This is a genomic window from Rhizobium sp. IY2 (assembly GCF_047532935.1).
Lineage (GTDB): Bacteria > Pseudomonadota > Alphaproteobacteria > Rhizobiales > Rhizobiaceae > Rhizobium > Rhizobium anhuiense.
This window is the reverse complement of the sequence record NZ_JBLKNU010000001.1, coordinates 1,376,372-1,397,205: the sequence shown is the minus strand read 5'-3', so window position 1 is coordinate 1,397,205 and position 20,834 is coordinate 1,376,372. Positions and strand designations below refer to the sequence as shown.

Sequence of the window (20,834 nt, the reverse complement as noted above, 5' to 3'; positions counted from 1 at the left end):
ACGAAGATGGCGACATATGGCGCGACGATCGTGTGGCAGCGGAACGGCGAGACTTTCACCGACAACCGCTACAGCCGCGCCCACTGCTGGACCTTCGACGGCGGCATTGAGGTGAGGGCGTCTTCTTCCTCGCATGTCGTCCCATTGCCCTATTCGGCCGAGGACGCGGTGGATCCGGAGGAGGCTTTCGTCGCTTCGCTCTCCAGCTGCCACATGCTCTGGTTCCTGTCGATCGCCGCCAAACAGCGCTTTTGCGTCGACAGCTACACCGATGCCGCCGAGGGCATCATGGAGAAGAATGCCGAAGGCCGTCTTGCCATGACCGTGGTGACGTTGAAACCGCATGTCGTCTTTAGCGGCGAAAAGCAGCCTTCCCTAAGTGAACTCGAAGCCCTGCATCATCGCGCCCACGACGAATGTTTCATCGCCAATTCGGTGAAAACAGAGGTGCGCTGCGTTCCGATTCTGGGCTGAGCAAAGCCAAGTCTGTTGTCGGGCTTTGCCGCCTGTTAGTTCAGCCCCGATCGCGCCTCGGCCTTCGCCTTGGCGATGTCGCGCAACGCATTGGCCAGCACGTCGGGCGTCTGCGCGCCGCTGACGGCATATTGCTGGTCGAAAATGAAGAACGGCACGCCGTTGACGCCCATTTCCTGCGCCGCTTTGATCTCGGCGACGATCAGGTCGCGATCGGCGTCGGAGGCGAGCAACGAGGCGATGACCGAGCGGTCGAGGCCGGCCTTTTCGGCGATATCGAGCAACACGGCGTGGTCGCCGACATTGCGGCCTTCCTCGAAATTCGCCTTGAACAGCGCGCCAACGACCTTGTCCTGTTTCTCGCGGCCTTCGATCATCGCCCAATGGATCAGCCGATGCGCATCGAGCGTGTTGGGGCCGATCTTGATCGCCTCGAAATCGAAGGCGATGCCGACGTCGCGGCCGTAATCGGTGAGCATTTTGTGCGCTTGCGCCACGCGCTCCTCGCCGCCGAGCTTCTCAGCCAGCGCCTTCTTCTGGTCGACACCTTCCTTGGGATAGTCGGGGTTGAGCCGGTACGGCCGCCAGTTGATATCGACGCCGATCTCGTCCTGCACCTCGGCGATGGCGAGTTCCAGCCGCGCCTTGCCGAGATAGCACCAAGGGCAGACGACATCCGAGACGACGTCGATGGTGATACGCTCCATGATGATTTTCCTTATTCTCATGCGTCTCCCAAGGGAGACATTTGGCTGGCGGTTCGGCTGATTCTTACTGCACGCTCGTATCCCACCATACCGGCAGCTGATAGCCGTAGAGCGGCACGCTGTCGGGACGGCCGATGCGCTTGCTGCGCGCCACCCATTGCTGGTCGATGTGGTAGAGCGGCAGCACATAGTGGCCGGAAAGCAGCAGCCGGTCGTAGGAGCGCACCGCCGCGGTGAAATCCTCGGCCGAGCGCGCCCGAAGCAGATGGTCGATCAGCGTGTCGATATCGGGGTCGGCGACACCGGCGAAACTGTCGGTGCCTTCGCGGGTTTTGGCGGCTGAAGACCAGCGGCCGAGCTGCTCATTTCCGGGTGACAACGAAGACGTATAGGACTTGAGGATCATATCGTAGTCGAAGCTGTTCGTCCGGCTCTGATACTGCGAATCGTCGACGGTGCGGATTGAAGCGGCGATGCCGATCGTCTGCAGCGAACGCTGATAGGCGACGGCAAGCTTCTCCTGGTCGGCATTCTGCGTCATGATCTCGAAAGCGAGCTGGCGGCCGGAGGCATCGAGCATCTTGCCGCCCTGGATCGTATATCCGCCCTGTTTCAGCAGTTCGACGGCCTGCTTCAGCACATTGCGGTCGCGACCGGAGCCGTCGGTCACCGGCAGCTTGTAGGCGCCGTCGAGAATCTCCGGCGCGATTTTGTCCTTGATCGGCCCGAGCAGGGCAAGCTCGGCTGCATTGGCGGGAACCCCGAAACTCGACAGTTCGGAATTCTGCCAGAAGCTCTGCGTGCGCTTGTAGGCGCCGGAATAGAGGTTTTTGTTCGCCCATTCGAAATCGAACACCAGCGACAGGCCTTCGCGCACCTTGAGATCGGCAAAGATCGGCCGGCGCGTGTTGAACACGAAGCCGAGCATGCCGCTCGGCAGTTTCGGCGTGAATGTGTCCTTGACCACGGCCCCCGAGGTGACGGCGGGGAAATTATAGGCATTGGCCCAATGGCCGGGATTGCCGTCGGGATAGATGTCGACATCGCCCTTCTTGAAGGCCTCGAACAGCGTCGTGTCCTGCAGGAAATACTGGACGGTGATCTGGTCGTAATTGTCGGTGCCGACCTTGGCGGGAATGTCCTTGCCCCAATAATTCGGATCGCGCTCATAGGTGATGCTCTCGCCGGGCTTCACCGTCTTTACCTTGTAGGGACCGGAGCCGACCGGCGGCGTCAAGGACGAGCGGTCGAAGGTTTCAGGATCGATCGCATGTTTCGGCAGCACCGGGAAAAGACCGAAGATCAGCGGCGTTTCGCGATCGGCCTTGTCGTTGAAGGTGAAGCGCACGCTGTGTTCGCCGACCTTCTCCATCTTGGCGACGACGTTGAGGCGGTTGGCGAAGGGCACGCGGCCCTTGTCGCGCATCAGTTCGAAGGTGAACATCACGTCTTCGGGCGTTACCGGCTGGCCATCGGCCCATTTCGCCTTCGGATTGAGGTTGAACTGAATGAAGCTTCTGTCGTCGTCCCATTCGACTGTCTCGGCAAGCAGCCCATAGAGCGTGAACGGCTCGTCCCTGGAGCGCTGCATCAGCGATTCGTAGACGAGATTGCCATATTCCGGATCCCACATGCCGCGCGCCGTCGTGCGCATGCTCTTCAGGATGAAGGGGTTGAGGCTGTCGAAGGTGCCGACGACGCCATAGGTGATCTTGCCGCCTTTTTTTACGTCGGGATTGACGTAAGGGAAGTGTTTGTAGTCCGCCGGCAAAGCCGGCTCACCGTGCATCGCGATGCCGTGCAGCGGCTCGGCGGCGACAGCGCCGCACAGCAGCGAGAGGACGAGGGGGACGATAATCCGGAGCATTCGGCAATCCTTGATCCGTGAAAAACGGGGCATGATTCACGCGGGAGATTATCATGGGGTCGAGTGATTCCAACACGCAGCGGCGTTTTCTTTGACGTGGCTGCGAAATTGCCTCTCAAATTGCCAAAGAAATGCTGGATATCTTGAACGCTGCGATGTAACAGGTGAACCCGAAGTTTCGGGGTCATGCATTTGCCTTATTTTTTTAAGAGGTGGAGTGCCGAACGACCCGATGGTTGGGGCGGCAAAGACGCTGCCCCGAACGGATATCAGGAGACGGAATTCGTTATGATGTTCAAGTCTGAAAAGAAAATGCGGGCAGCACTGTCCGTTCTGGCAGTGATGTTCGGCGCCGCTTCGGCTCCGGTCTCCTCCTTTGCCCAGGATGCGGCCGCACCGGCGCCTGCCGATGCGCAGGCCTCCGGTGCGCCGAAGCTCGGCTGGTACAAGACCTGCAGCAAGCAGGAAGACAACGACATCTGTGTTGTCCAGAACCTGATCCTCGCCAATGGCGGCCAGCTCGTCACGGCCGTCGGCCTGATCTCGGTTTCCGGCAAGATCAACCGCAAGCTCCTGCAGGTTTCGGTTCCCACCGCACGCCTGATTCCTCCGGGCATCATCATGCAGATCGACGGCGGCAAGGGCCAGAAGCTCGACTACGCTGTCTGCCTGCCGGATAAGTGCACCGCCGAAATCCCGCTGACCGACGCGATGATCGCCAGCCTCAAGAAGGGCAGCGACGTGATCTTCACCTCGATCAACTTCCGCCGCGCCCCGAACCCGATCAAGATTTCGCTTGAAGGCTTCACCGGCGCTTATGACGGCGAACCCGTTTCGGAATCCAAGCTCGCTGAAAGTCAGCGCAGCCTGCAGGACAGCATGCAGAAGAAGGCCGAGGAAGCTCGCAAGAAGCTGGAAGACGCCCAGAAGGCAGCCAAGGCGCAGTAATCCTGCCATCATCTTTGAACAGAAACCCGGCCTCGCGCCGGGTTTTTTGTTGCGCCACGAAAAAGGCCTCGCCGGGAGTGTGCGAGGCCTTGTTTCCTGCGGTCGGTCAGCCTGATTTAGTGGGCGAAGCTCATCTTGGGTTTGAACTGCCCTGACGGGGCCTGATCGAAAATCTGGTAGATCTGTGGGTTGCGAAGCGGCGCGCCGCTTTCGTCATTCATCAGGTTCTGCTCGGAGACATAAGCGACATATTCGCTTTCATCATTTTCGGCGAGCAGGTGATAAAAGGGTTGGTCCCTGCTCGGGCGCACCTCGGCCGGAATGGAATTCCACCATTCCTCCGTATTCGCGAACTCCGGATCAACGTCGAAGATGACGCCGCGAAACGGAAAAACCTTGTGCCGAACCACTTCGCCAATGCTGAACTTTGCTACTCTTTCTTTCATGGTACGACTTCCTTTCATCACCGAATTTGGTGATTGGTGTCGCGCAAATCAAGATTTGTGCGCGAGTTCGTCACATGAACGTCATATCCTCCTACTGCATAATTCCTTAAATCGGAAAGGATTTAGGGACAAAATTATGCAGCACTCCAAGTGCTACAGCGTCTTTTGCGCGTCTCAAAGCCGCGCGGCGCTGTGGTGGCGTCCATGACCTGGGAGGTGAAAGCCCCGGCGAACCGGGACTTTCGGTCTTCGCAGCCGATCAGGCTGAATAGTACATGTCGTATTCGACCGGATGCGGCGTCATTTCGAAACGCATCACCTCGGCCATCTTCAGCTCGATGAAGGCATCGATCTGGTCGTCGTCGAAAACGCCGCCGGCTGTCAGGAACTTGCGGTCCTTGTCCAGGCTTTCGAGCGCTTCGCGCAGTGAGCCGCAGACAGTCGGAATCTTCTTCAATTCCTTCGGCGGCAGGTCGTAGAGATCCTTGTCCATGGCCTTGCCGGGATGGATCTTGTTCTTGATGCCGTCGAGGCCGGCCATCAGCATAGCGGCGAAGGCGAGGTAGGGGTTGGCGGTCGGATCCGGGAAACGGACTTCGACGCGCTTGGCCTTCGGGTTGGAGCCGAACGGAATGCGGCAGGAGGCCGAGCGGTTGCGGGCCGAATAGGCGAGCAGCACCGGTGCTTCGTAACCCGGGACGAGACGCTTGTAGGAGTTCGTCGACGGATTGGTGAAGGCATTGATCGCCTTGGCATGCTTGATGATGCCGCCGATATAGAACAGGCAGCTCTCGGAGAGGCCTGCATATTCGTCGCCGGCAAAGGTCGGCTTGCCACCCTTCCAGATCGACTGGTGCACGTGCATGCCCGAGCCGTTGTCGCCAAAGATCGGCTTCGGCATGAAGGTCGCCGTCTTGCCGTAGGCATTGGCCACCTGATGCACGACATATTTGTAGATCTGCATCTTGTCGGCGTTGCGCACCAGCGTATCGAACTTGATGCCGAGTTCGTGCTGGGCGGCAGCGACTTCATGGTGATGCTTTTCGACGACGACGCCCATCTCGGAGAGCACCGTCAGCATTTCCGAACGCATGTCCTGGGCGCTGTCGACCGGGGGAACCGGGAAATAGCCGCCCTTGACGCGCGGGCGATGGCCGAGGTTGCCGGTTTCGTAATCGGTGTCGTCGTTCGACGGCAGTTCCGTCGAATCGAGCTTGAAGCCGGTATTGTAAGGATCGGCCTTGTACTTGACGTCGTCGAAGACGAAGAACTCGGCTTCCGGGCCGACGAAGATCGTGTCGCCGATGCCGGATGCCTTGAGGTAGGCTTCAGCCTTCTTGGCGGTGCCGCGCGGATCGCGGTTATAGGCCTCGCCGGAAACCGGATCGAGGATATCGCACATGATGACCATGGTCGACTGGGCGAAGAACGGGTCCATATGCACCGTCTCGGTATCGGGCATCAGCACCATGTCGGACTCGTTGATGGCCTTCCAGCCGCCGATCGAGGAGCCGTCGAACATCACGCCGTCGGCGAACATGTCTTCATCGACGCAGACGACGTCCATCGTCACATGCTGCAGCTTGCCCTTCGGGTCGGTGAAACGCAGATCGACGAACTTGACGTCGTTTTCCTTGATCTGCTTCAGAATTTCGCTTGCGGTCGCCATTAATTAGTTTCCTCCGATTTGCGATGACGGTGTAGGTCGGCGGTGACGGTAACGGACTTTGCGCAATTGGCAAAGTGGTCAGATGGCATCGATGCCGGTCTCGCCGGTACGGATGCGGATAACCTCTTCGACGTTGGAGACGAAGATCTTTCCGTCGCCGATGCGGCCGGTCTGCGCCGCCTTGCGGATCGCGTCGATGACGGCCTCCGCGTTCTCGTCGGCCAGCACGACCTCGACTTTTACCTTCGGCAGGAAATCGACGACGTATTCGGCTCCGCGGTAGAGTTCCGTGTGGCCCTTCTGACGGCCGAAACCCTTGGCTTCCGTGACTGTGATACCCTGCAGGCCGACTTCCTGAAGGGCTTCCTTCACTTCGTCCAGCTTGAAAGGCTTAATGATCGCTTCGATCTTTTTCATGAGAAAATGTCTCTCCGCTTCTCCCGTTATGGCAGGAATTTTCCCGCTCGCCGGATATGATGCAGATATCGTGCCAGTTTGAAATCCATCTTATCGAAAAAAGGCGTCGATTTTGTCGAAACAGCCGCGTTTGCGGGGAATTTCATGTCGTTTTGGTGACGGAACAGGTGAAAAAACATTGTCTCTGATCAAAAACACATCCGAAACCGAAAAAGCCAGGTATTTTCGCAACTGCGAATACACGAATCTGGAAGATTAAAATATAAGCAAATGCCTAAAATGCGTCCTTCGCCTTGATGTTTCAGGCGGTTGTTTTTTAGGCGTTTTTCGATTGAATAGGGTGATGAGTAAAGATCTGTCCCAGCTCCTCCTGACGCCTGCCGAAATGGCTGCCGTCGATGCCGCCGCTGCCGCCTCCGGCATCGATTCCTTCGGCCTGATGGAGAAGGCGGGTGCCGCGGTTGCAGCTGCCGCGCTGCGACGTCATCCCGACGCTTTTCGTTTCGTCGTGCTTTGCGGTCCCGGCAACAATGGCGGCGACGCCTATGTCGCGGCACGACATCTGCAGCAAAGCGGAGCGGCGGTGGCGCTGTTCCATCTGGGTGATCCCGCGAAGCTGAAGGGCGATGCCGCCCGTGCCCGAGCCGGCTGCGCGCTTAAGGGACTGGAACTCGGCATCTACCAACCCGAAACCGGCGATGTCGTTATCGACGGTCTGTTTGGGGCGGGGCTCGGCCGCGAGGTCCCGGTCGAAGTGCGCGCGCTGATCGGACGCGTCACCGCGGCCGGTCGTCCGGTGCTCGCCATCGATCTGCCCTCCGGCCTCGATGGCCGCACCGGCAAGGTGCTGGGGGCTGCCTTCCAGGCCTGCAGCACCGTCACCTTCATGACGCGTAAGCCCGGCCATCTGCTGATGCCGGGCCGGGAGCTTTGTAATGAATTGGAGGTTTTCGATATCGGCATTCCCGCCCGCATCATCCGCGCTGAGGCTGCCGGTCTTATCGCCGAGAACACGCCCGATGCCTGGAAGGGTCTGCTGCCGGCCGAGCAGCTGGAAACCCACAAATACAAGCGCGGTCATCTGGTCGTGTTCTCGGGCGAGGCGGACAAGACGGGTGCTGCGCGCATGTCGGCGACCGCGGGCCTGAAGGCCGGCGCCGGCCTGGTCACGATCGCCGCTCCCCGCGCGGCGATCTCCGCCAATGCGGCGCATCTCACCGCCGTCATGCTGCATGCCATCGACGACGAGGTCGACCTCGGCGGCTGGCTCACCGACAAGCGGCTGCAGACTTTCGTTCTCGGCCCCGGGTTTGGCATCGGCGCCAGGGCGCGCGGCTTCGTCTCCGCTCTTGCCGATCGCCATCTGGTACTCGATGCCGACGGCATTTCCTCGTTCAAGGACGATCCGCAACAATTGTTTGATCTTTTCCGCGGTGAGCCGCGTCTGGTGCTGACGCCGCACGAGGGTGAATTCGCGCGGCTCTTTCCCGATATCGGCAGCGATGATGCGCTCGGCAAGGTGGACAAGGCTGTCGCTGCTGCCCGCCGCGCCAATGCAGCGATCGTTTACAAGGGGGCCGATACTGTCATCGCCGCGCCGGATGGACGTGCGCTCATCAATACCAATGCCCCGGTCTGGCTTGCCACCGCCGGTTCCGGCGATGTGCTCGCCGGCATCATCGGCGGATTGCTCGCCCAGGGCCTGCCGACCTTCGAGGCCGCGGCGGCCGGCGTCTGGCTGCATGGCGAGGCCGGCCAACGCGCCGGCAAGGGGTTGACGGCGGAGGAGCTTGCCGCCCACGTCTTGCCGCTTTAGCCCGCACGATGCTTCAGCTTCGGGCCGCGATGCGTTAGCTTCGGGCCGCCGGTGCTTTGAGCCCCGGGCCAAGTCTCACCAAGCTTATTTCGCCAGCGCTTGCTGCAGGGCGATCGCTCCGTGTGGCGCATTGACTTTGCCCTCATGGATCATGAAGGCGAAGACGTCGCGCGGCTCGGTCTTCACTTTGCGATCGGCATCGATCAGCGGCAGGTCATCGGGGATCTTGCCTTCGGCCCAGGTCTCCAGTCGCTTTGCCCAGGCCTTCAGCTCCTTGTCCGGATAGCAGGTGGCAATGTCGTCCGATCCCTTCTGCAGCCTGGCATAGACGAAATCCGCCGTGACGTCGGCGATCATCGGATATTCGAAATGTTCGGCACAAACAGGCGCCACCCCATATTTCGCCAGCAGGCCCACGAATTCCGGCACCTTGAAGGAATCGTGCCGCACCTCGACCACGTGGCGCAGCGCCAGCCCGTCCTGTTTTGCCGGCAGCAGCTTCAGGAAGGCCTCGAAATCTTCCGGATCGAACTTCTTCGTCGGTGCAAATTGCCAGAGCAGCGGCCCAAGATGATCGCCGAGTTCGCTGATACCCGATGTCAGGAACCGCTCCATCGATTCACCGGCTTCGGCAAGCACCCGCCGATTGGTGACGAAACGCGTCGCCTTCAGCGAAAAGATGAAGCCATCGGGCACGTCTGCCGCCCATTTGGCGAAGACTGCAGGCTTCTGGGTGCTGTAATAGGTGCCGTTGACCTCGATGACCTTCAGCTGGCGGCTGGCATAATTCAGCTCGTCTTTCTGTTTCAGGTCATCAGGAAAGAAATGCCCGCGCCAGGGCTCGAAGGTCCAGCCGCCGATGCCGGTGCGGATAGTGCCGGATTTCGTCATGTCGTCCTCCCCGTTGGCAGCCGCTCAGGCCGCATCGATTTCTTTCGTCATGTCGACGAGCGTCCATCCTGGCCGATAAGGGCTCGGCCGACGACCCGTTTCCTGAAAACCGAAGGCGCGATAGAGCGCGATGTTCCGCTCCATCCGCGCATTCGTGTAGAGCCGGATTTCCGGCACTGCCCATTCCCGCGCCTTGCCCTCCAGCCAGCGCAGCATCGCCAACCCGTGCCCGCCGCCCTGAAAGGCCGGCGAGACCGCGATGCTGAACAGCATGAGGTGATCGGAATGCTGCTCGACCACCACCAGGCCGGCCGTTTCGTCGCCGACCTCGCGCAGCCAGACCTCGCCGCGTTCGATGCGCGGCGCGTAATCCTCCGTCACCGGGATCGGCGCAGCGCCGAAGAGTTCGGCATAGGGCCGATAGGCGGCAGCTGTCAGCGTCGCGATCATTTCCAGATCATCGGGCGACGCTGGCCTCATCGTCATTCCGCCGCAACCGCCTTCTTCGCCGGCCGCCGTTCCAGCAATTCCTTCAGGAAGTGTCCGGTATAGGAGCGCTTTTCCTTGACGATCGCTTCCGGCGTGCCGGTCGCGACGATCTCGCCGCCGCCATCGCCGCCTTCGGGGCCGAAATCGAGCACCCAGTCGGCGGTCTTGATGACTTCGAGATTGTGCTCGATCACCACCACCGAATTGCCCTGGTTGACCAGTTCGTGCAGCATTTCGAGCAGCTTGGCCACGTCGTGGAAATGCAGGCCGGTCGTCGGCTCGTCGAGAATGTAGAGCGTGCGTCCCGTCGAGCGTTTCGACAGTTCCTTGGCAAGCTTGACGCGCTGCGCCTCGCCGCCCGAGAGCGTATTGGCCTGCTGGCCGACCTTGATGTAACCGAGGCCGACATCCTTCAGCGATTGCAGCTTGTCGCGCACGGCGGGCACCGCCGCGAAGAAATCGACGCCTTCCTCCACCGTCATGTCGAGCACGTCGGCGATCGACTTGTGCTTGAAGGTGACGTCGAGCGTCTCTCTGTTGTAACGCTTTCCATGGCAGACATCGCAGGTGACGTAGACATCGGGCAGGAAGTGCATCTCGATCTTGATGACGCCGTCGCCCTGGCAGGCCTCGCAGCGTCCGCCCTTGACGTTGAAGGAGAAGCGGCCCGGCTGGTAGCCGCGGGCCTTTGCCTCCGGCAGGCCGGCGAACCAGTCGCGGATCGGCGTGAAGGCGCCGGTATAGGTCGCCGGGTTCGAGCGCGGCGTGCGGCCGATCGGCGACTGGTCGATGTCGATCACCTTGTCGATATGCTCGAAACCGTCGATGCGATCGTGATCGGCCGGGTTTTCACGTGCGCCCATGACGCGGCGCGCTGCCGACTTATAGAGCGTTTCGATCAGGAAGGTGGACTTGCCGCCGCCGGAAACACCGGTCACCGCCGTGAACACCCCGAGCGGGATCGATGCCGTGACGTTCTTCAGATTGTTGCCGCGCGCGCCGACCACCTTGATCTCGCGGCCCTTTTTCGGCTTGCGGCGTTCATCGGGAACGGGAACGCCGAGTTCGCCCGAGAGATATTTGCCGGTCAGCGAGTTCGGACTGTCCATGATGTCCTGCGGTGTGCCATGGGCGATGACCTGGCCGCCGTGAATGCCGGCAGCCGGGCCGATGTCGACCACGTCGTCGGCCGTCAGGATCGCATCCTCGTCATGTTCGACGACGATGACGGTGTTGCCGATGTCGCGCAGGTGCTTCAGCGTGTCGAGCAGCCGGGCATTGTCTCGCTGATGCAGGCCGATCGACGGCTCGTCGAGCACGTAGAGCACGCCTGTCAGCCCTGAGCCGATCTGCGAGGCAAGCCGGATGCGTTGGCTCTCGCCGCCCGACAGCGTGCCGGAATTGCGCGACAGGCTCAGATATTCCAGGCCGACATCGTTGAGGAAGCGCAGCCGGTCGCGGATTTCCTTGAGGATGCGCACGGCGATCTCGTTCTGCTTGGCATTGAAGCTTGCCGGCAGCGCCTCGAACCAGTCGCGGGCGACGCGGATCGACATCCCGGTCACTTCGCCGATATGCAGCGTGTCGATCTTCACCGCCAAGGCCTCAGGCTTCAGGCGGAATCCGTTGCAGGAAGGGCAGGGGGCGGCCGACATGAAGCGCTCGATATCCTCGCGCGCCCAGGCGGAATCGGTTTCCTTCCAGCGGCGCTCGAGATTGGTGATGATGCCCTCGAAATTCTTCTGCGTCGTGTAGGAGCGGGCGCCATCGGCATAATGGAATTCGATCTTGTCGTTGGTGCCGTTGAGGATGACGTCCTTGGCCTCGTCGGAAAGCTCGTTCCAGCGGGTGCCGAGCTTGAAGCCGTAATGTTTGCCGAGCGCTTCCAGCGTCTGGTTGTAATAGGGCGAGGTCGACTTGGCCCAGGGCGCGATCGCCCCGTCGCGCAGCGTCCGTTCGGGCTCGGGCACGATCAGGTCCGGATCGATCTTCTGCTGGGCGCCGAGGCCGTCGCAGGTCGGGCAGGCGCCGAAGGGATTGTTGAAGGAAAACAGCCGCGGCTCGATCTCGGGAATGGTGAAGCCCGAGACCGGGCAGGCGAATTTCTCCGAAAACAGCACGCGTTCATGCGTCTCGTTCAGCGACTTGTTGGCCGAGCCGCCGGCCGACGTCTCTTCCGGCGGCAGCGGCTTGTCGGCGAATTCGGCGACCGCCAGCCCGTCGGCAAGCTTCAGGCAGGTCTCCAGGCTGTCCGCCAGACGCGCCGAGACATCCGAGCGCACGACGATGCGGTCGACCACCACGTCGATGTCATGCTTGTATTTCTTGTCGAGCACCGGCGCCTCGGCGATCTCGTAGAACTGGCCGTCGACCTTGACGCGCTGGAAGCCCTTCTTCATCAGCTCCGCCAGTTCCTTCTTGTATTCGCCCTTGCGTCCGCGCACGAGCGGCGCAAGAATATAAAGACGGGTGCCCTCGCCGAAATCGAGGATGCGGTCGACCATCTGGCTGACGGTCTGGCTCTCGATCGGCAGGCCGGTCGCCGGCGAATAGGGAACGCCGACGCGGGCAAAGAGCAGGCGCATATAGTCGTAGATCTCGGTGACGGTGCCGACCGTCGAGCGCGGATTGCGCGAGGTGGTCTTCTGCTCGATCGAGATCGCCGGCGACAGCCCGTCGATCTGGTCGACGTCGGGCTTCTGCATCATTTCGAGGAACTGCCGGGCATAGGCCGACAGGCTCTCGACATAACGCCGCTGGCCTTCGGCGTAGATCGTGTCGAAGGCGAGCGAGGATTTGCCGGACCCCGAAAGCCCGGTCATGACGATCAGCTTGTTACGCGGCAGATCGAGATCGATGCTCTTGAGATTATGCTCGCGCGCGCCGCGGATGGAGATCGTCTTCAGTTCGCTCATCGTCTCTGCTTTGGTTTTCTGGATAACAGCCCTTATTTAGTGATGCCGGCGGGCGAGTCGAGGCTGAATATCCGGGAAGGGTCAAGGTTTTCGATTCTGTTGACAGGATCATACGGATAAAGTAGAACAAATAAAGAACAAAATTCCTGATGAATGCATGCGGCTTTCTGATGGATAAACATGTGGATTAAATGCCGCCCATGCGCATCGGCGGTCCGTGATGGTTTAAGGTGCGCCGATCGATTAAACGCCGCCGGGCAGGGCGGCAGGCAGGGTGAGAAGTATGGCTGGTAGCGTGAATAAGGTAATTCTGGTTGGAAACGTGGGTGCAGACCCCGAAATCCGCCGCACTCAGGATGGCCGGCCGATCGCCAATCTTCGTATCGCGACCTCGGAAACCTGGCGCGACCGCAATTCCGGCGAGCGCCGTGAAAAGACCGAATGGCATACTGTCGTCGTCTTCAACGAAGGCCTCTGCAAGGTTGTCGAACAATATGTGAAGAAGGGCGCCAAGCTTTATATCGAAGGCCAGCTGCAGACCCGCAAGTGGCAGGACCAGCAGGGCCAGGACCGCTACAGCACCGAAGTGGTGCTGCAGGGCTTCAATTCGACGCTGACGATGCTCGATGGCCGCGGTGAAGGCGGCGGTGCCAGCTCCGGTTTCGGCGGCGGCCGCGGCAGCAGCGGCGGCAATGATTATGGCGACGACTACGGCGCGCCGGCTCCCTCTTCATCCCCGAGCCGCGGCGGCGCTGGCGGCGGCAATTTCTCGCGGGATCTCGACGACGATATCCCGTTCTAAAGAGAGGTACGCCGACCTCGGAGAATCACGGGAAGAGCATGCTGGAATTGTCCGGCCTCTTTGCCCTCGGGCTCGGTTCGGCGGGTCGCAAATGGTCTTATGCGTGATTTTCTTGGTTCCAGATGGTCGCCGACTTAAAAGCGCTGTGATCAGTCAGAACTGGTGTCGGGAATAGACGGAATCACTGTATCCGGGGTAGTGATCTTTTCAGGCTTTCGGGGGATTCGCTGATGGGGTCGTTTTCTATTTGGCATTGGTTAATCGTTTTTCTATTTTTTGGATTGCCAATTTGGTTTGCTGTTCGATCAGCTAAGAGAACAACTGACCCAGTCAACGGTCCATCGGGTTTCGGCGGGTGGCTTCTGCTTTTAGCAATAGCAGAGGTCATGGGGCTACTTAAGACACTAGCTTCTGGCGCGAGCTCGATGGAAACTTACGCTAAATATAGTGCTGTCGAAGGAGGTGAATTGGTGGCTGTTGGCGAGGCGGCCTTAAGTTTTGCCCTTGTGATACTTCAGGTGGTGGTAATCTGGTTTATGTTTAAGAAGGACAGAATGTTTCCAAGGCTGTTTTTCTATCAATGGATAGCCATCCCAGTCGCCTTCGTGCTCGATCTTGCACTAGTTTCCTCTGTGCTGGGGGTCAGTGTTAATCAACTTCTGAAAGCCGAGGTTGTTGGACCGAGCGTAGCTGCGTTCATCGTCACCGGTTTGTGGGTGTGGTACGTGTCCAAATCCGTAAGGGTTCGGAACACGTTTAGCCACCAAGCCCGCGTTCAGCACGAGATATTCTCGTAGAAGGCGACGATTTGATCCGTTGTCTCTCCTTCAGTTTACACTCCATGTTCTGTTTTTCCGTTCCGACCGGTGGTCCCACGGGTGGCGGTGCTTCGGAGCATGATGTCCCAAAGACGGCGTCAGTGCTCTCTGTGATTTTTTACCGCTCAATGCGGCGTCGCGCTGATCAGATTGAGCGCCGATTTCGCGCCATCGACGACGAACTGGGCGGCGAGGGCGGCGAGGATGACGCCGAGAAGCCGTGTCAGGATCGCCCGGCCGGTGACGCCGAGGAAACGGTCCAGCCGTTCGGCGACGAGCAGCATGAGGAAGGTCAGCAGCAGATTGGCAGCAAGAACGCCGATCAGTTGCGCTTTTCCGACGGAGGTGGCGAGCGTTCCAGCAAGCAGGATCGTCGCCGAGATCGCGCCCGGGCCGGCAATCAGCGGCAAGGCGAGGGGAAAGACGGCGATATTTTCGATATGATCCTTGGTGATCGCCACCTCGGTGGCCTTCTCCTTGCGGTCCTGGCGCTTCTCGAACACCATCTCGAAGGCGATCCAGAACAAGAGCAGCCCGCCGGCGATGCGGAAGGCGCCGATCGAAATCCCCAGCACGCTGAGCACGCCGGCGCCGAACAGCGCGAAGACGGCGAGAATGATGAAGGCGATGGTCGAGCCACGCAGCGCTACCTGTGTGCGCTCACTGCGGCTCATGCCTGTCGTCAGGCCTAGAAAGATCGGTGCGAGACCGGGCGGATCGATGGTGACGAGCAGCGTCGTGAAGGCGTTGATCAATTGGTCGGCGCTTGCCATCGTCTCTCCGGAACCCCATATAGTCACTTGGTTTTTATGATTGTGAAGCGGGGATTCCGATTTGGCAAATTTCCCGCGGCGGCCGGGGGCGGATTTGTCCGGTCCGGCCGCGCAACTTATATGTTTTACCCTCTTTAAGCCGCAAAAGCCTGTTCAAAACGCGCTGTGAAAATTGGCGTGGGAACAGGCTTTCCGCTATAAATCTTCAAGTGATTCTAGAAGAGATCGTGATCTGTTTTGACTGAGCAAACACCCCCCGGCGGCGGGAAGCTCCCGCCAGGCATCGAGCCCATCTCCATCATGGAGGAAATGCAGCGGTCGTATCTCGATTACGCCATGAGCGTCATCGTCAGCCGCGCGCTGCCCGACGTGCGCGACGGCCTGAAGCCCGTGCACCGGCGCATCCTCTACGGCATGTCCGAGCTCGGCATCGACTGGAACAAGAAATACGTCAAATGCGCCCGCGTCACCGGTGACGTGATGGGTAAATACCATCCGCACGGCAATACTGCGATCTATGATGCGCTCGCCCGCATGGCGCAGCCCTGGTCGCTGCGTCTGCCGCTGATCGACGGCCAGGGCAATTTCGGCTCGGTCGATGGCGATCCGCCGGCGGCTGAACGTTACACCGAATGCCGCCTCGAAAAGGCTGCCCATTCGCTGCTCGACGATCTCGACAAGGAAACCGTCGACTTCCGCGACAACTACGACGGCACGCTCTCCGAGCCGGTCGTGGTGCCCGCCAAGTTTCCGAACCTGCTCGTTAACGGCGCCGGTGGCATCGCTGTCGGCATGGCGACGAACATCCCGCCGCACAATCTCTCTGAAGTCATCGACGGCTGCATCGCGCTGATCGACGACCCGGCAATCGAGCTGCCGGAACTGATGCAGATCATCCCTGGCCCCGACTTCCCGACGGGTGCGAAGATCCTCGGCCGTGCCGGCATCCGCTCGGCTTACGAGACCGGCCGCGGCTCCGTCATCATGCGCGGCGTCGCCGCCATCGAGCCGATGCGCGGCGACCGCGAGCAGATCATCATCACCGAGATTCCCTATCAGGTGAACAAGGCGACGATGATCGAGAAGATGGCCGAACTGGTGCGCGACAAGCGCATCGAAGGCATCTCCGATCTGCGCGATGAATCCGACCGCCAGGGTTATCGCGTCGTCGTCGAGCTGAAGCGCGACGCCAATGCCGAGGTCATCCTCAACCAGCTCTATCGTTACACGCCGCTGCAGACGTCCTTCGGCTGCAACATGGTGGCGCTGAACGGCGGCAAGCCCGAGCAGCTGACGCTGCTCGATATGCTGCGCGCTTTCGTCTCCTTCCGCGAAGAAGTCGTTAGCCGGAGAACGAAATTTCTGCTGCGCAAGGCGCGCGACCGCGCCCATGTGTTGGTCGGTCTCGCCATTGCCGTCGCCAATATCGACGAGGTCATCCGCGTCATCCGCCAGGCGCCCGATCCGCAGTCGGCCCGCGAAGAGCTGATGACCCGCCGCTGGCCGGCGGCAGATGTCGAAAGCCTGATCCGTCTGATCGACGATCCACGCCATCGCATCAACGACGACCTGACCTACAATCTCTCCGAGGAACAGGCCCGCGCCATCCTCGAACTGCGCCTTGCCCGCCTGACGGCCCTCGGCCGCGACGAAATCGGCGACGAACTCAACAAGATCGGCGACGAAATCAAGGATTACCTCGATATTCTTTCTTCGCGCGTCCGCATCCAGACCATCGTCAAGGATGAACTCACCGCCGTCCGCGACGAGTTCGGCACGCCGCGCCGCACCGAGATCGTCGATGGCGGCCTCGAAATGGACGACGAGGATCTGATCGCCCGCGAAGACATGGTCGTCACCGTTTCCCATCTCGGTTACATCAAGCGCGTGCCGCTGACCACCTACCGCGCCCAGCGCCGCGGCGGCAAGGGCCGCTCCGGCATGACCACCCGCGACGAGGATTTCGTTAGCCGGCTGTTCGTAGTCAATACCCATACGCCGGTCCTGTTCTTCTCTTCGCGTGGCATCGTCTACAAGGAAAAGGTCTGGCGCCTGCCGATCGGCACGCCGACCTCGCGCGGCAAGGCGCTGATCAACATGCTGCCGCTCGCACCCGGCGAGCGTATCACCACCATCCTGCCCTTGCCCGAGGACGAGACGAGCTGGGACAATCTCGACGTCATGTTCTCGACGACGCGCGGCACGGTTCGCCGCAACAAGCTGTCGGACTTCGTCCAGGTCAACCGCAACGGCAAGATCGCCATGAAGCTCGAGGAGGAGGGCGACGAAATCCTCTCCGTCGAGACCTGCACGGATCAGGATGACGTGCTGCTGACGACGGCGCTCGGTCAGTGCATCCGCTTCTCCGTCGACGACGTCCGCGTCTTTGCCGGCCGCAACTCGATAGGTGTGCGCGGCATCAATCTCGGCGATGGCGACCGCATCATCTCGATGACCATCGTCGGTCATGTCGATGCCGAGCCGTGGGAGCGTGCTGCCTATCTCAAGCGTTCCGCGACCGAACGTCGGGCGACGGGCGTGGATGAAGAGGATATTGCGCTGGTTGGCGAAGAAGTCACCGAAGAGGGGCAGCTTTCCGACGAGCGTTATGAAGAGCTGAAGGCACGCGAGCAGTTCGTGTTGACGGTCTCGGAAAAAGGCTTCGGCAAGCGTTCGTCCTCCTATGATTTCCGCATCTCCGGCCGCGGCGGCAAGGGCATCCGCGCCACCGATACGTCGAAAACCGGCGAGATCGGCGAACAGGTCGCGGCCTTCCCTGTTGATGACGGCGACCAGATCATGCTGGTCTCCGATCGTGGCCAACTGATCCGCGTGCCGGTCGGCGGCATCCGCATCGCCAGCCGCGCCACCAAGGGCGTCACCATCTTCTCCACCGCCAAGGACGAGAAGGTTGTTTCGGTCGAGCGCATCAGCGAGCCGGAGGAAGACGAGACGGAGGAGGCTGTCGAGGTCGCCGAAGGCGCCCCTGCGACCGATGAAGGCGCCACCGATCAAGGCCCGGTTGCCGATGGCGATCCGGCCGGGCCTGCCGCGGAATGATCACATGAAGGGGGCGGCTTCGAGCCGCCCATTTCTTTTCAAGCGCCCATTTCTTTTCAAGTCCGGGGATGGTTCAGATCATACCCAAAGAAAAAGCCGGATGCTGGGTGCATCCGGCTTTGAATGGCCCTGGCGACGGAAGGGTGCCGCTCGAGGGTGGGAAGTGGGTGGTCAGAGAGGAAGGTCAGAATGCTCTATGTTTTTCGTTCAGAGCTTTCACCTCTTCGCCTTCACGCCGAAGCGCTGAGATCGTCGAGGCCACGGACACGATGAACATCACGCTGATGAGGGCGGTGAGCACTGTCAAAATCGTGAACATAGGCATTCCTTTCCTGGGGAGTTGCGTTCTCGCCCCTCAGTACTGGCCCAGCACGGCCGTCCGGGCCGAAGCATAGGGACCATAAACCTTGGACGTATCGACCTTCTGATCATAGAGAGCGACAGTTGCGGTCAGCATGCCCGTGACCATTACCATCCAGAGCAGGTTAATCATCGTAATCTTACCGGGCATCTTTAGTCCTTCCTGCCGCGCTGATCGCATCTATGGGGTCGGTTGAATGAACGCATCCGTTTGAAAATGGTTCCGCGGATGTTGAGGGGGTGTTTACCAATGGCGATCTGAAGCCTCCTTGAATGTCTCGTTCATCTGGCGTTCAGATTCGAAGCCCGTTTTCGCGCAGCCGGCCCTGGGCGCGCACGATCGCCGCATGTTCGGCAAGCTCCGGCCGCACCCAGCTCACCTCATATCGATCGGCGAAATAACCATAGGCCATCTCTGCGGCGAGGGAGGAAACGACGGCAAGTGCAACGAGCACGATCAGCATGGACTTGGTCTTTCAGGAAGCGCCGGATGCCGGAATGGCATCGGCTGCATTTGATGATCCGAGTAAAGCAGATCCTGTCTGAAACGGCCTTGAACGGACCATTCATCCGCCGTTCAACCGCCTGCCAATTCAAAATGATAGAACGTCCTTGGCGTGTCCGGATGGACGCGCGGCACTCTCGCCGGACCTGCCCAAATCACTTGCGGCAGAGCGGCATCCGTGACAAAAGGCGTCAAATCAACGGTCTGGTCACATGACGACAGCTTTCTATCCGGGGTCTTTCGACCCGATCACCAATGGGCATGTGGATGTTCTGGTCCAGGCGCTGAACGTCGCCGAAAAGGTGATCGTCGCGATCGGCATCCATCCCGGCAAGGCGCCGCTCTTCTCCTTCGAAGAGAGAGCTGAGCTGATCCGCCGTTCGCTGGCTGAAGCGCTGCCCGGCAAGACCGGTGACATCACCGTCGTCGCCTTCGACAATCTGGTCGTCGATGCCGCCCGCACCCATGGAGCAACACTGTTGATCCGCGGTCTTCGCGACGGCACCGACCTTGATTACGAAATGCAGATGGCCGGAATGAACCGGACGATGGCGCCCGATATCCAGACCATCTTTTTGCCGGCGGGCACGGCCTCGCGGCCCATTACCGCCACATTGGTCCGCCAGATCGCCGCCATGGGCGGCGATGTCAGCGCTTTCGTGCCGGCCGCCGTCTTGCAAGCCCTCACATCCAAGCGCCCAAACTAGTCAGAACAAAGACTAGCAAGCGCAAAGACAAGGCGGAACCCGCCGCAATGGAGCTCATATGAAACTCTTTTATCTCGCATTTGCCGGCGTGCTGTATCTCGCCTCCTTCGCCGGGGATGCCTTCGCCCAGTCGGCCGATCACTATCTCACCATCCAGCTGAAGAACGGCCCCGTCGTCATTCAGTTGATGCCTGAGGTGGCGCCGAAGCATGTCGCCCAGATCGAAGCACTGGCAAAGAAGGGCGAATACGACAACGTCGCTTTCCACCGCGTCATCGACGGTTTCATGGCTCAGACCGGCGACGTCAAATACGGCAATATGGAAAAGGGCTTCGATGCGAGCCTCGCCGGCACCGGCTCTTCCGATCTGCCTGACATTCCGGCCGAATTCTCCAAGACCCCGTTCGTGCGCGGCACGGTCGGCATGGCCCGTTCGCAGGATCCGAATTCCGCCAATTCGCAGTTCTTCATCATGTTCGCCGACGGTTCCTTCCTGAACGGCCAGTACACCGTCGTCGGCAAGGTCGTTTCCGGCATGGAGAACGTCGACAAGATCAAGCGCGGCGAAGGCCAGAACGGCGAAGTCAAAAGTCCCGACCGGATGATCAAGGTCACCCTGGGCAAGAAGTAAGTTACGAGAGAAACAAGAGGAGAAGGCAATGGCCGAGATCAAGGATCCCGAAAACACCATCATTCTGGAAACCACCAAGGGCAAGGTTGTCATTCAGCTTTTGCCGCAGGTCGCCCCGGAACATGTCGCCCGCATCAAGGAACTCGCCCGCGAGAAGGCCTATGACGGCGTCGTCTTTCACCGCGTCATCCAGGATTTCATGGCCCAGACGGGCGATGTCGAATTCGGCAAGAAGGGCTCGGAAACCTTCAATCCCAGCCGCGCCGGCATGGGCGGCTCCTCCAAGCCGGACCTGAAGGCTGAATTCTCGGCAACCACCCATACGCGCGGCACATGCTCGATGGCCCGTTCGCAGAACCCGAACTCGGCCAACTCTCAGTTCTTCATCTGCTTTACCGACGCGCCGTGGCTGAACAAGCAGTATTCCGTCTGGGGCCAGGTCATCGAAGGCATGGACAACGTCGACAAGATCAAGCGCGGCGAGCCGGTTTCCGATCCGGACTCGATCGTCTCCATGCGGGTTGCCGCCGACGTCTGAT

21 protein-coding genes are annotated in these 20,834 nt (G+C 60.3%); 9 read left to right on the top strand and 12 right to left on the bottom strand.

The features are described 5' to 3' along the window. The first annotated feature begins 6 nt into the window (after positions 1 to 6). A complete protein-coding gene (locus ACMUVN_RS06825) occupies positions 7 to 474 on the top strand; it encodes an OsmC family protein (protein ID WP_047615425.1) in 468 nt (155 codons plus the stop codon). Between the two features lie 35 nt (positions 475 to 509). Here the strand turns inward: ACMUVN_RS06825 and ACMUVN_RS06820 are convergent, their stop codons facing one another. After that, positions 510 to 1,181: a DsbA family oxidoreductase gene (locus ACMUVN_RS06820; RefSeq protein WP_063475573.1), complete on the bottom strand. Its 672-nt coding sequence runs from the start codon at positions 1,179 to 1,181 to the stop codon at positions 510 to 512. A 64-nt stretch (positions 1,182 to 1,245) separates the two neighbouring features. Next, entirely contained in the window at positions 1,246 to 3,048 is a 1,803-nt protein-coding gene (locus tag ACMUVN_RS06815) for an extracellular solute-binding protein (protein WP_097623156.1), read from the bottom strand. A 288-nt stretch (positions 3,049 to 3,336) separates the two neighbouring features. On the opposite strand from ACMUVN_RS06815, the gene ACMUVN_RS06810 reads away from it, so the two are divergent. Then, entirely contained in the window at positions 3,337 to 3,996 is a 660-nt protein-coding gene (locus ACMUVN_RS06810; protein ID WP_047615121.1) for an invasion associated locus B family protein, read from the top strand. Between the two features lie 116 nt (positions 3,997 to 4,112). Here ACMUVN_RS06810 and hspQ read toward each other — a convergent pair whose 3' ends face one another. The 3 genes from hspQ to ACMUVN_RS06795 all read right to left on the bottom strand — a co-directional run bounded on the left by hspQ (position 4,113) and on the right by ACMUVN_RS06795 (position 6,528). Further along, complete coding sequence (gene hspQ, locus ACMUVN_RS06805) at positions 4,113 to 4,442, bottom strand: heat shock protein HspQ (protein WP_063475575.1); 330 nt, start codon at positions 4,440 to 4,442, stop codon at positions 4,113 to 4,115. A gap of 259 nt (positions 4,443 to 4,701) precedes the next feature. Then, positions 4,702 to 6,111, bottom strand: coding sequence for a type I glutamate--ammonia ligase (gene glnA, locus ACMUVN_RS06800; protein WP_028756888.1), 1,410 nt, complete (start codon positions 6,109 to 6,111; stop codon positions 4,702 to 4,704). A gap of 78 nt (positions 6,112 to 6,189) precedes the next feature. Beyond that, complete coding sequence (locus ACMUVN_RS06795) at positions 6,190 to 6,528, bottom strand: P-II family nitrogen regulator (RefSeq protein ID WP_003539626.1); 339 nt, start codon at positions 6,526 to 6,528, stop codon at positions 6,190 to 6,192. Between the two features lie 343 nt (positions 6,529 to 6,871). Between ACMUVN_RS06795 and ACMUVN_RS06790 the strand changes: the two genes are divergently transcribed. Beyond that, entirely contained in the window at positions 6,872 to 8,344 is a 1,473-nt protein-coding gene (locus tag ACMUVN_RS06790; protein WP_414814934.1) for an NAD(P)H-hydrate dehydratase, read from the top strand. An 84-nt stretch (positions 8,345 to 8,428) separates the two neighbouring features. Here ACMUVN_RS06790 and ACMUVN_RS06785 read toward each other — a convergent pair whose 3' ends face one another. From ACMUVN_RS06785 to uvrA, 3 genes are read right to left on the bottom strand one after another with little or no spacing between them, the layout of a single operon-like run. Next, the gene (locus tag ACMUVN_RS06785) at positions 8,429 to 9,235 is read right to left on the bottom strand and encodes a DUF72 domain-containing protein (protein ID WP_028756886.1); all 807 of its coding nucleotides are present in this window, start codon (positions 9,233 to 9,235) and stop codon (positions 8,429 to 8,431) included. Between the two features lie 24 nt (positions 9,236 to 9,259). Then, positions 9,260 to 9,721, bottom strand: coding sequence for an N-acetyltransferase family protein (locus ACMUVN_RS06780; RefSeq protein ID WP_414814933.1), 462 nt, complete (start codon positions 9,719 to 9,721; stop codon positions 9,260 to 9,262). Next, positions 9,718 to 12,639 (bottom strand): excinuclease ABC subunit UvrA, encoded by a 2,922-nt coding sequence (gene uvrA, locus ACMUVN_RS06775; RefSeq protein ID WP_063475577.1) that lies wholly within the window; start codon positions 12,637 to 12,639, stop codon positions 9,718 to 9,720. The genes ACMUVN_RS06780 and uvrA overlap by 4 nt, the downstream gene beginning before the upstream one ends. A 283-nt stretch (positions 12,640 to 12,922) precedes the next feature. Between uvrA and ACMUVN_RS06770 the strand changes: the two genes are divergently transcribed. Together ACMUVN_RS06770 and ACMUVN_RS06765 are read left to right on the top strand one after the other, a co-directional pair. Then, positions 12,923 to 13,441 carry a single-stranded DNA-binding protein gene (locus ACMUVN_RS06770; RefSeq protein WP_025554957.1) on the top strand — a complete coding sequence of 173 codons (519 nt, stop codon included), beginning with the start codon at positions 12,923 to 12,925 and terminating at the stop codon, positions 13,439 to 13,441. Between the two features lie 230 nt (positions 13,442 to 13,671). Then, a complete protein-coding gene (locus ACMUVN_RS06765; RefSeq protein WP_028756883.1) occupies positions 13,672 to 14,238 on the top strand; it encodes a DUF2569 family protein in 567 nt (188 codons plus the stop codon). Between the two features lie 146 nt (positions 14,239 to 14,384). Here the strand turns inward: ACMUVN_RS06765 and ACMUVN_RS06760 are convergent, their stop codons facing one another. After that, positions 14,385 to 15,032: a MarC family protein gene (locus tag ACMUVN_RS06760; RefSeq protein ID WP_018242015.1), complete on the bottom strand. Its 648-nt coding sequence runs from the start codon at positions 15,030 to 15,032 to the stop codon at positions 14,385 to 14,387. 237 nt (positions 15,033 to 15,269) lie between these two features. Between ACMUVN_RS06760 and gyrA the strand changes: the two genes are divergently transcribed. Then, entirely contained in the window at positions 15,270 to 18,092 is a 2,823-nt protein-coding gene (gene gyrA / locus ACMUVN_RS06755; protein WP_184389972.1) for a DNA gyrase subunit A, read from the top strand. A 184-nt stretch (positions 18,093 to 18,276) separates the two neighbouring features. Here gyrA and ACMUVN_RS06750 read toward each other — a convergent pair whose 3' ends face one another. The 3 genes from ACMUVN_RS06750 to ACMUVN_RS06740 all read right to left on the bottom strand — a co-directional run bounded on the left by ACMUVN_RS06750 (position 18,277) and on the right by ACMUVN_RS06740 (position 18,916). Further along, positions 18,277 to 18,411, bottom strand: a complete 135-nt coding sequence (locus ACMUVN_RS06750; protein ID WP_018445350.1) for a hypothetical protein — start codon at positions 18,409 to 18,411, stop codon at positions 18,277 to 18,279. 36 nt (positions 18,412 to 18,447) lie between these two features. Beyond that, positions 18,448 to 18,603 (bottom strand): hypothetical protein, encoded by a 156-nt coding sequence (locus ACMUVN_RS06745; protein ID WP_164735989.1) that lies wholly within the window; start codon positions 18,601 to 18,603, stop codon positions 18,448 to 18,450. 142 nt (positions 18,604 to 18,745) lie between these two features. Further along, positions 18,746 to 18,916 carry a hypothetical protein gene (locus ACMUVN_RS06740; RefSeq protein WP_244604870.1) on the bottom strand — a complete coding sequence of 57 codons (171 nt, stop codon included), beginning with the start codon at positions 18,914 to 18,916 and terminating at the stop codon, positions 18,746 to 18,748. Positions 18,917 to 19,169: 253 nt separating this feature from the next. On the opposite strand from ACMUVN_RS06740, the gene coaD reads away from it, so the two are divergent. From coaD to ACMUVN_RS06725, 3 genes are read left to right on the top strand one after another with little or no spacing between them, the layout of a single operon-like run. Continuing rightward, positions 19,170 to 19,664: a pantetheine-phosphate adenylyltransferase gene (gene coaD, locus ACMUVN_RS06735; RefSeq protein ID WP_003539657.1), complete on the top strand. Its 495-nt coding sequence runs from the start codon at positions 19,170 to 19,172 to the stop codon at positions 19,662 to 19,664. A 58-nt stretch (positions 19,665 to 19,722) separates the two neighbouring features. Further along, complete coding sequence (locus tag ACMUVN_RS06730; protein ID WP_028756878.1) at positions 19,723 to 20,295, top strand: peptidylprolyl isomerase; 573 nt, start codon at positions 19,723 to 19,725, stop codon at positions 20,293 to 20,295. 28 nt (positions 20,296 to 20,323) lie between these two features. Continuing rightward, complete coding sequence (locus tag ACMUVN_RS06725; RefSeq protein WP_028756879.1) at positions 20,324 to 20,833, top strand: peptidylprolyl isomerase; 510 nt, start codon at positions 20,324 to 20,326, stop codon at positions 20,831 to 20,833. Position 20,834 lies beyond the last annotated feature (1 nt).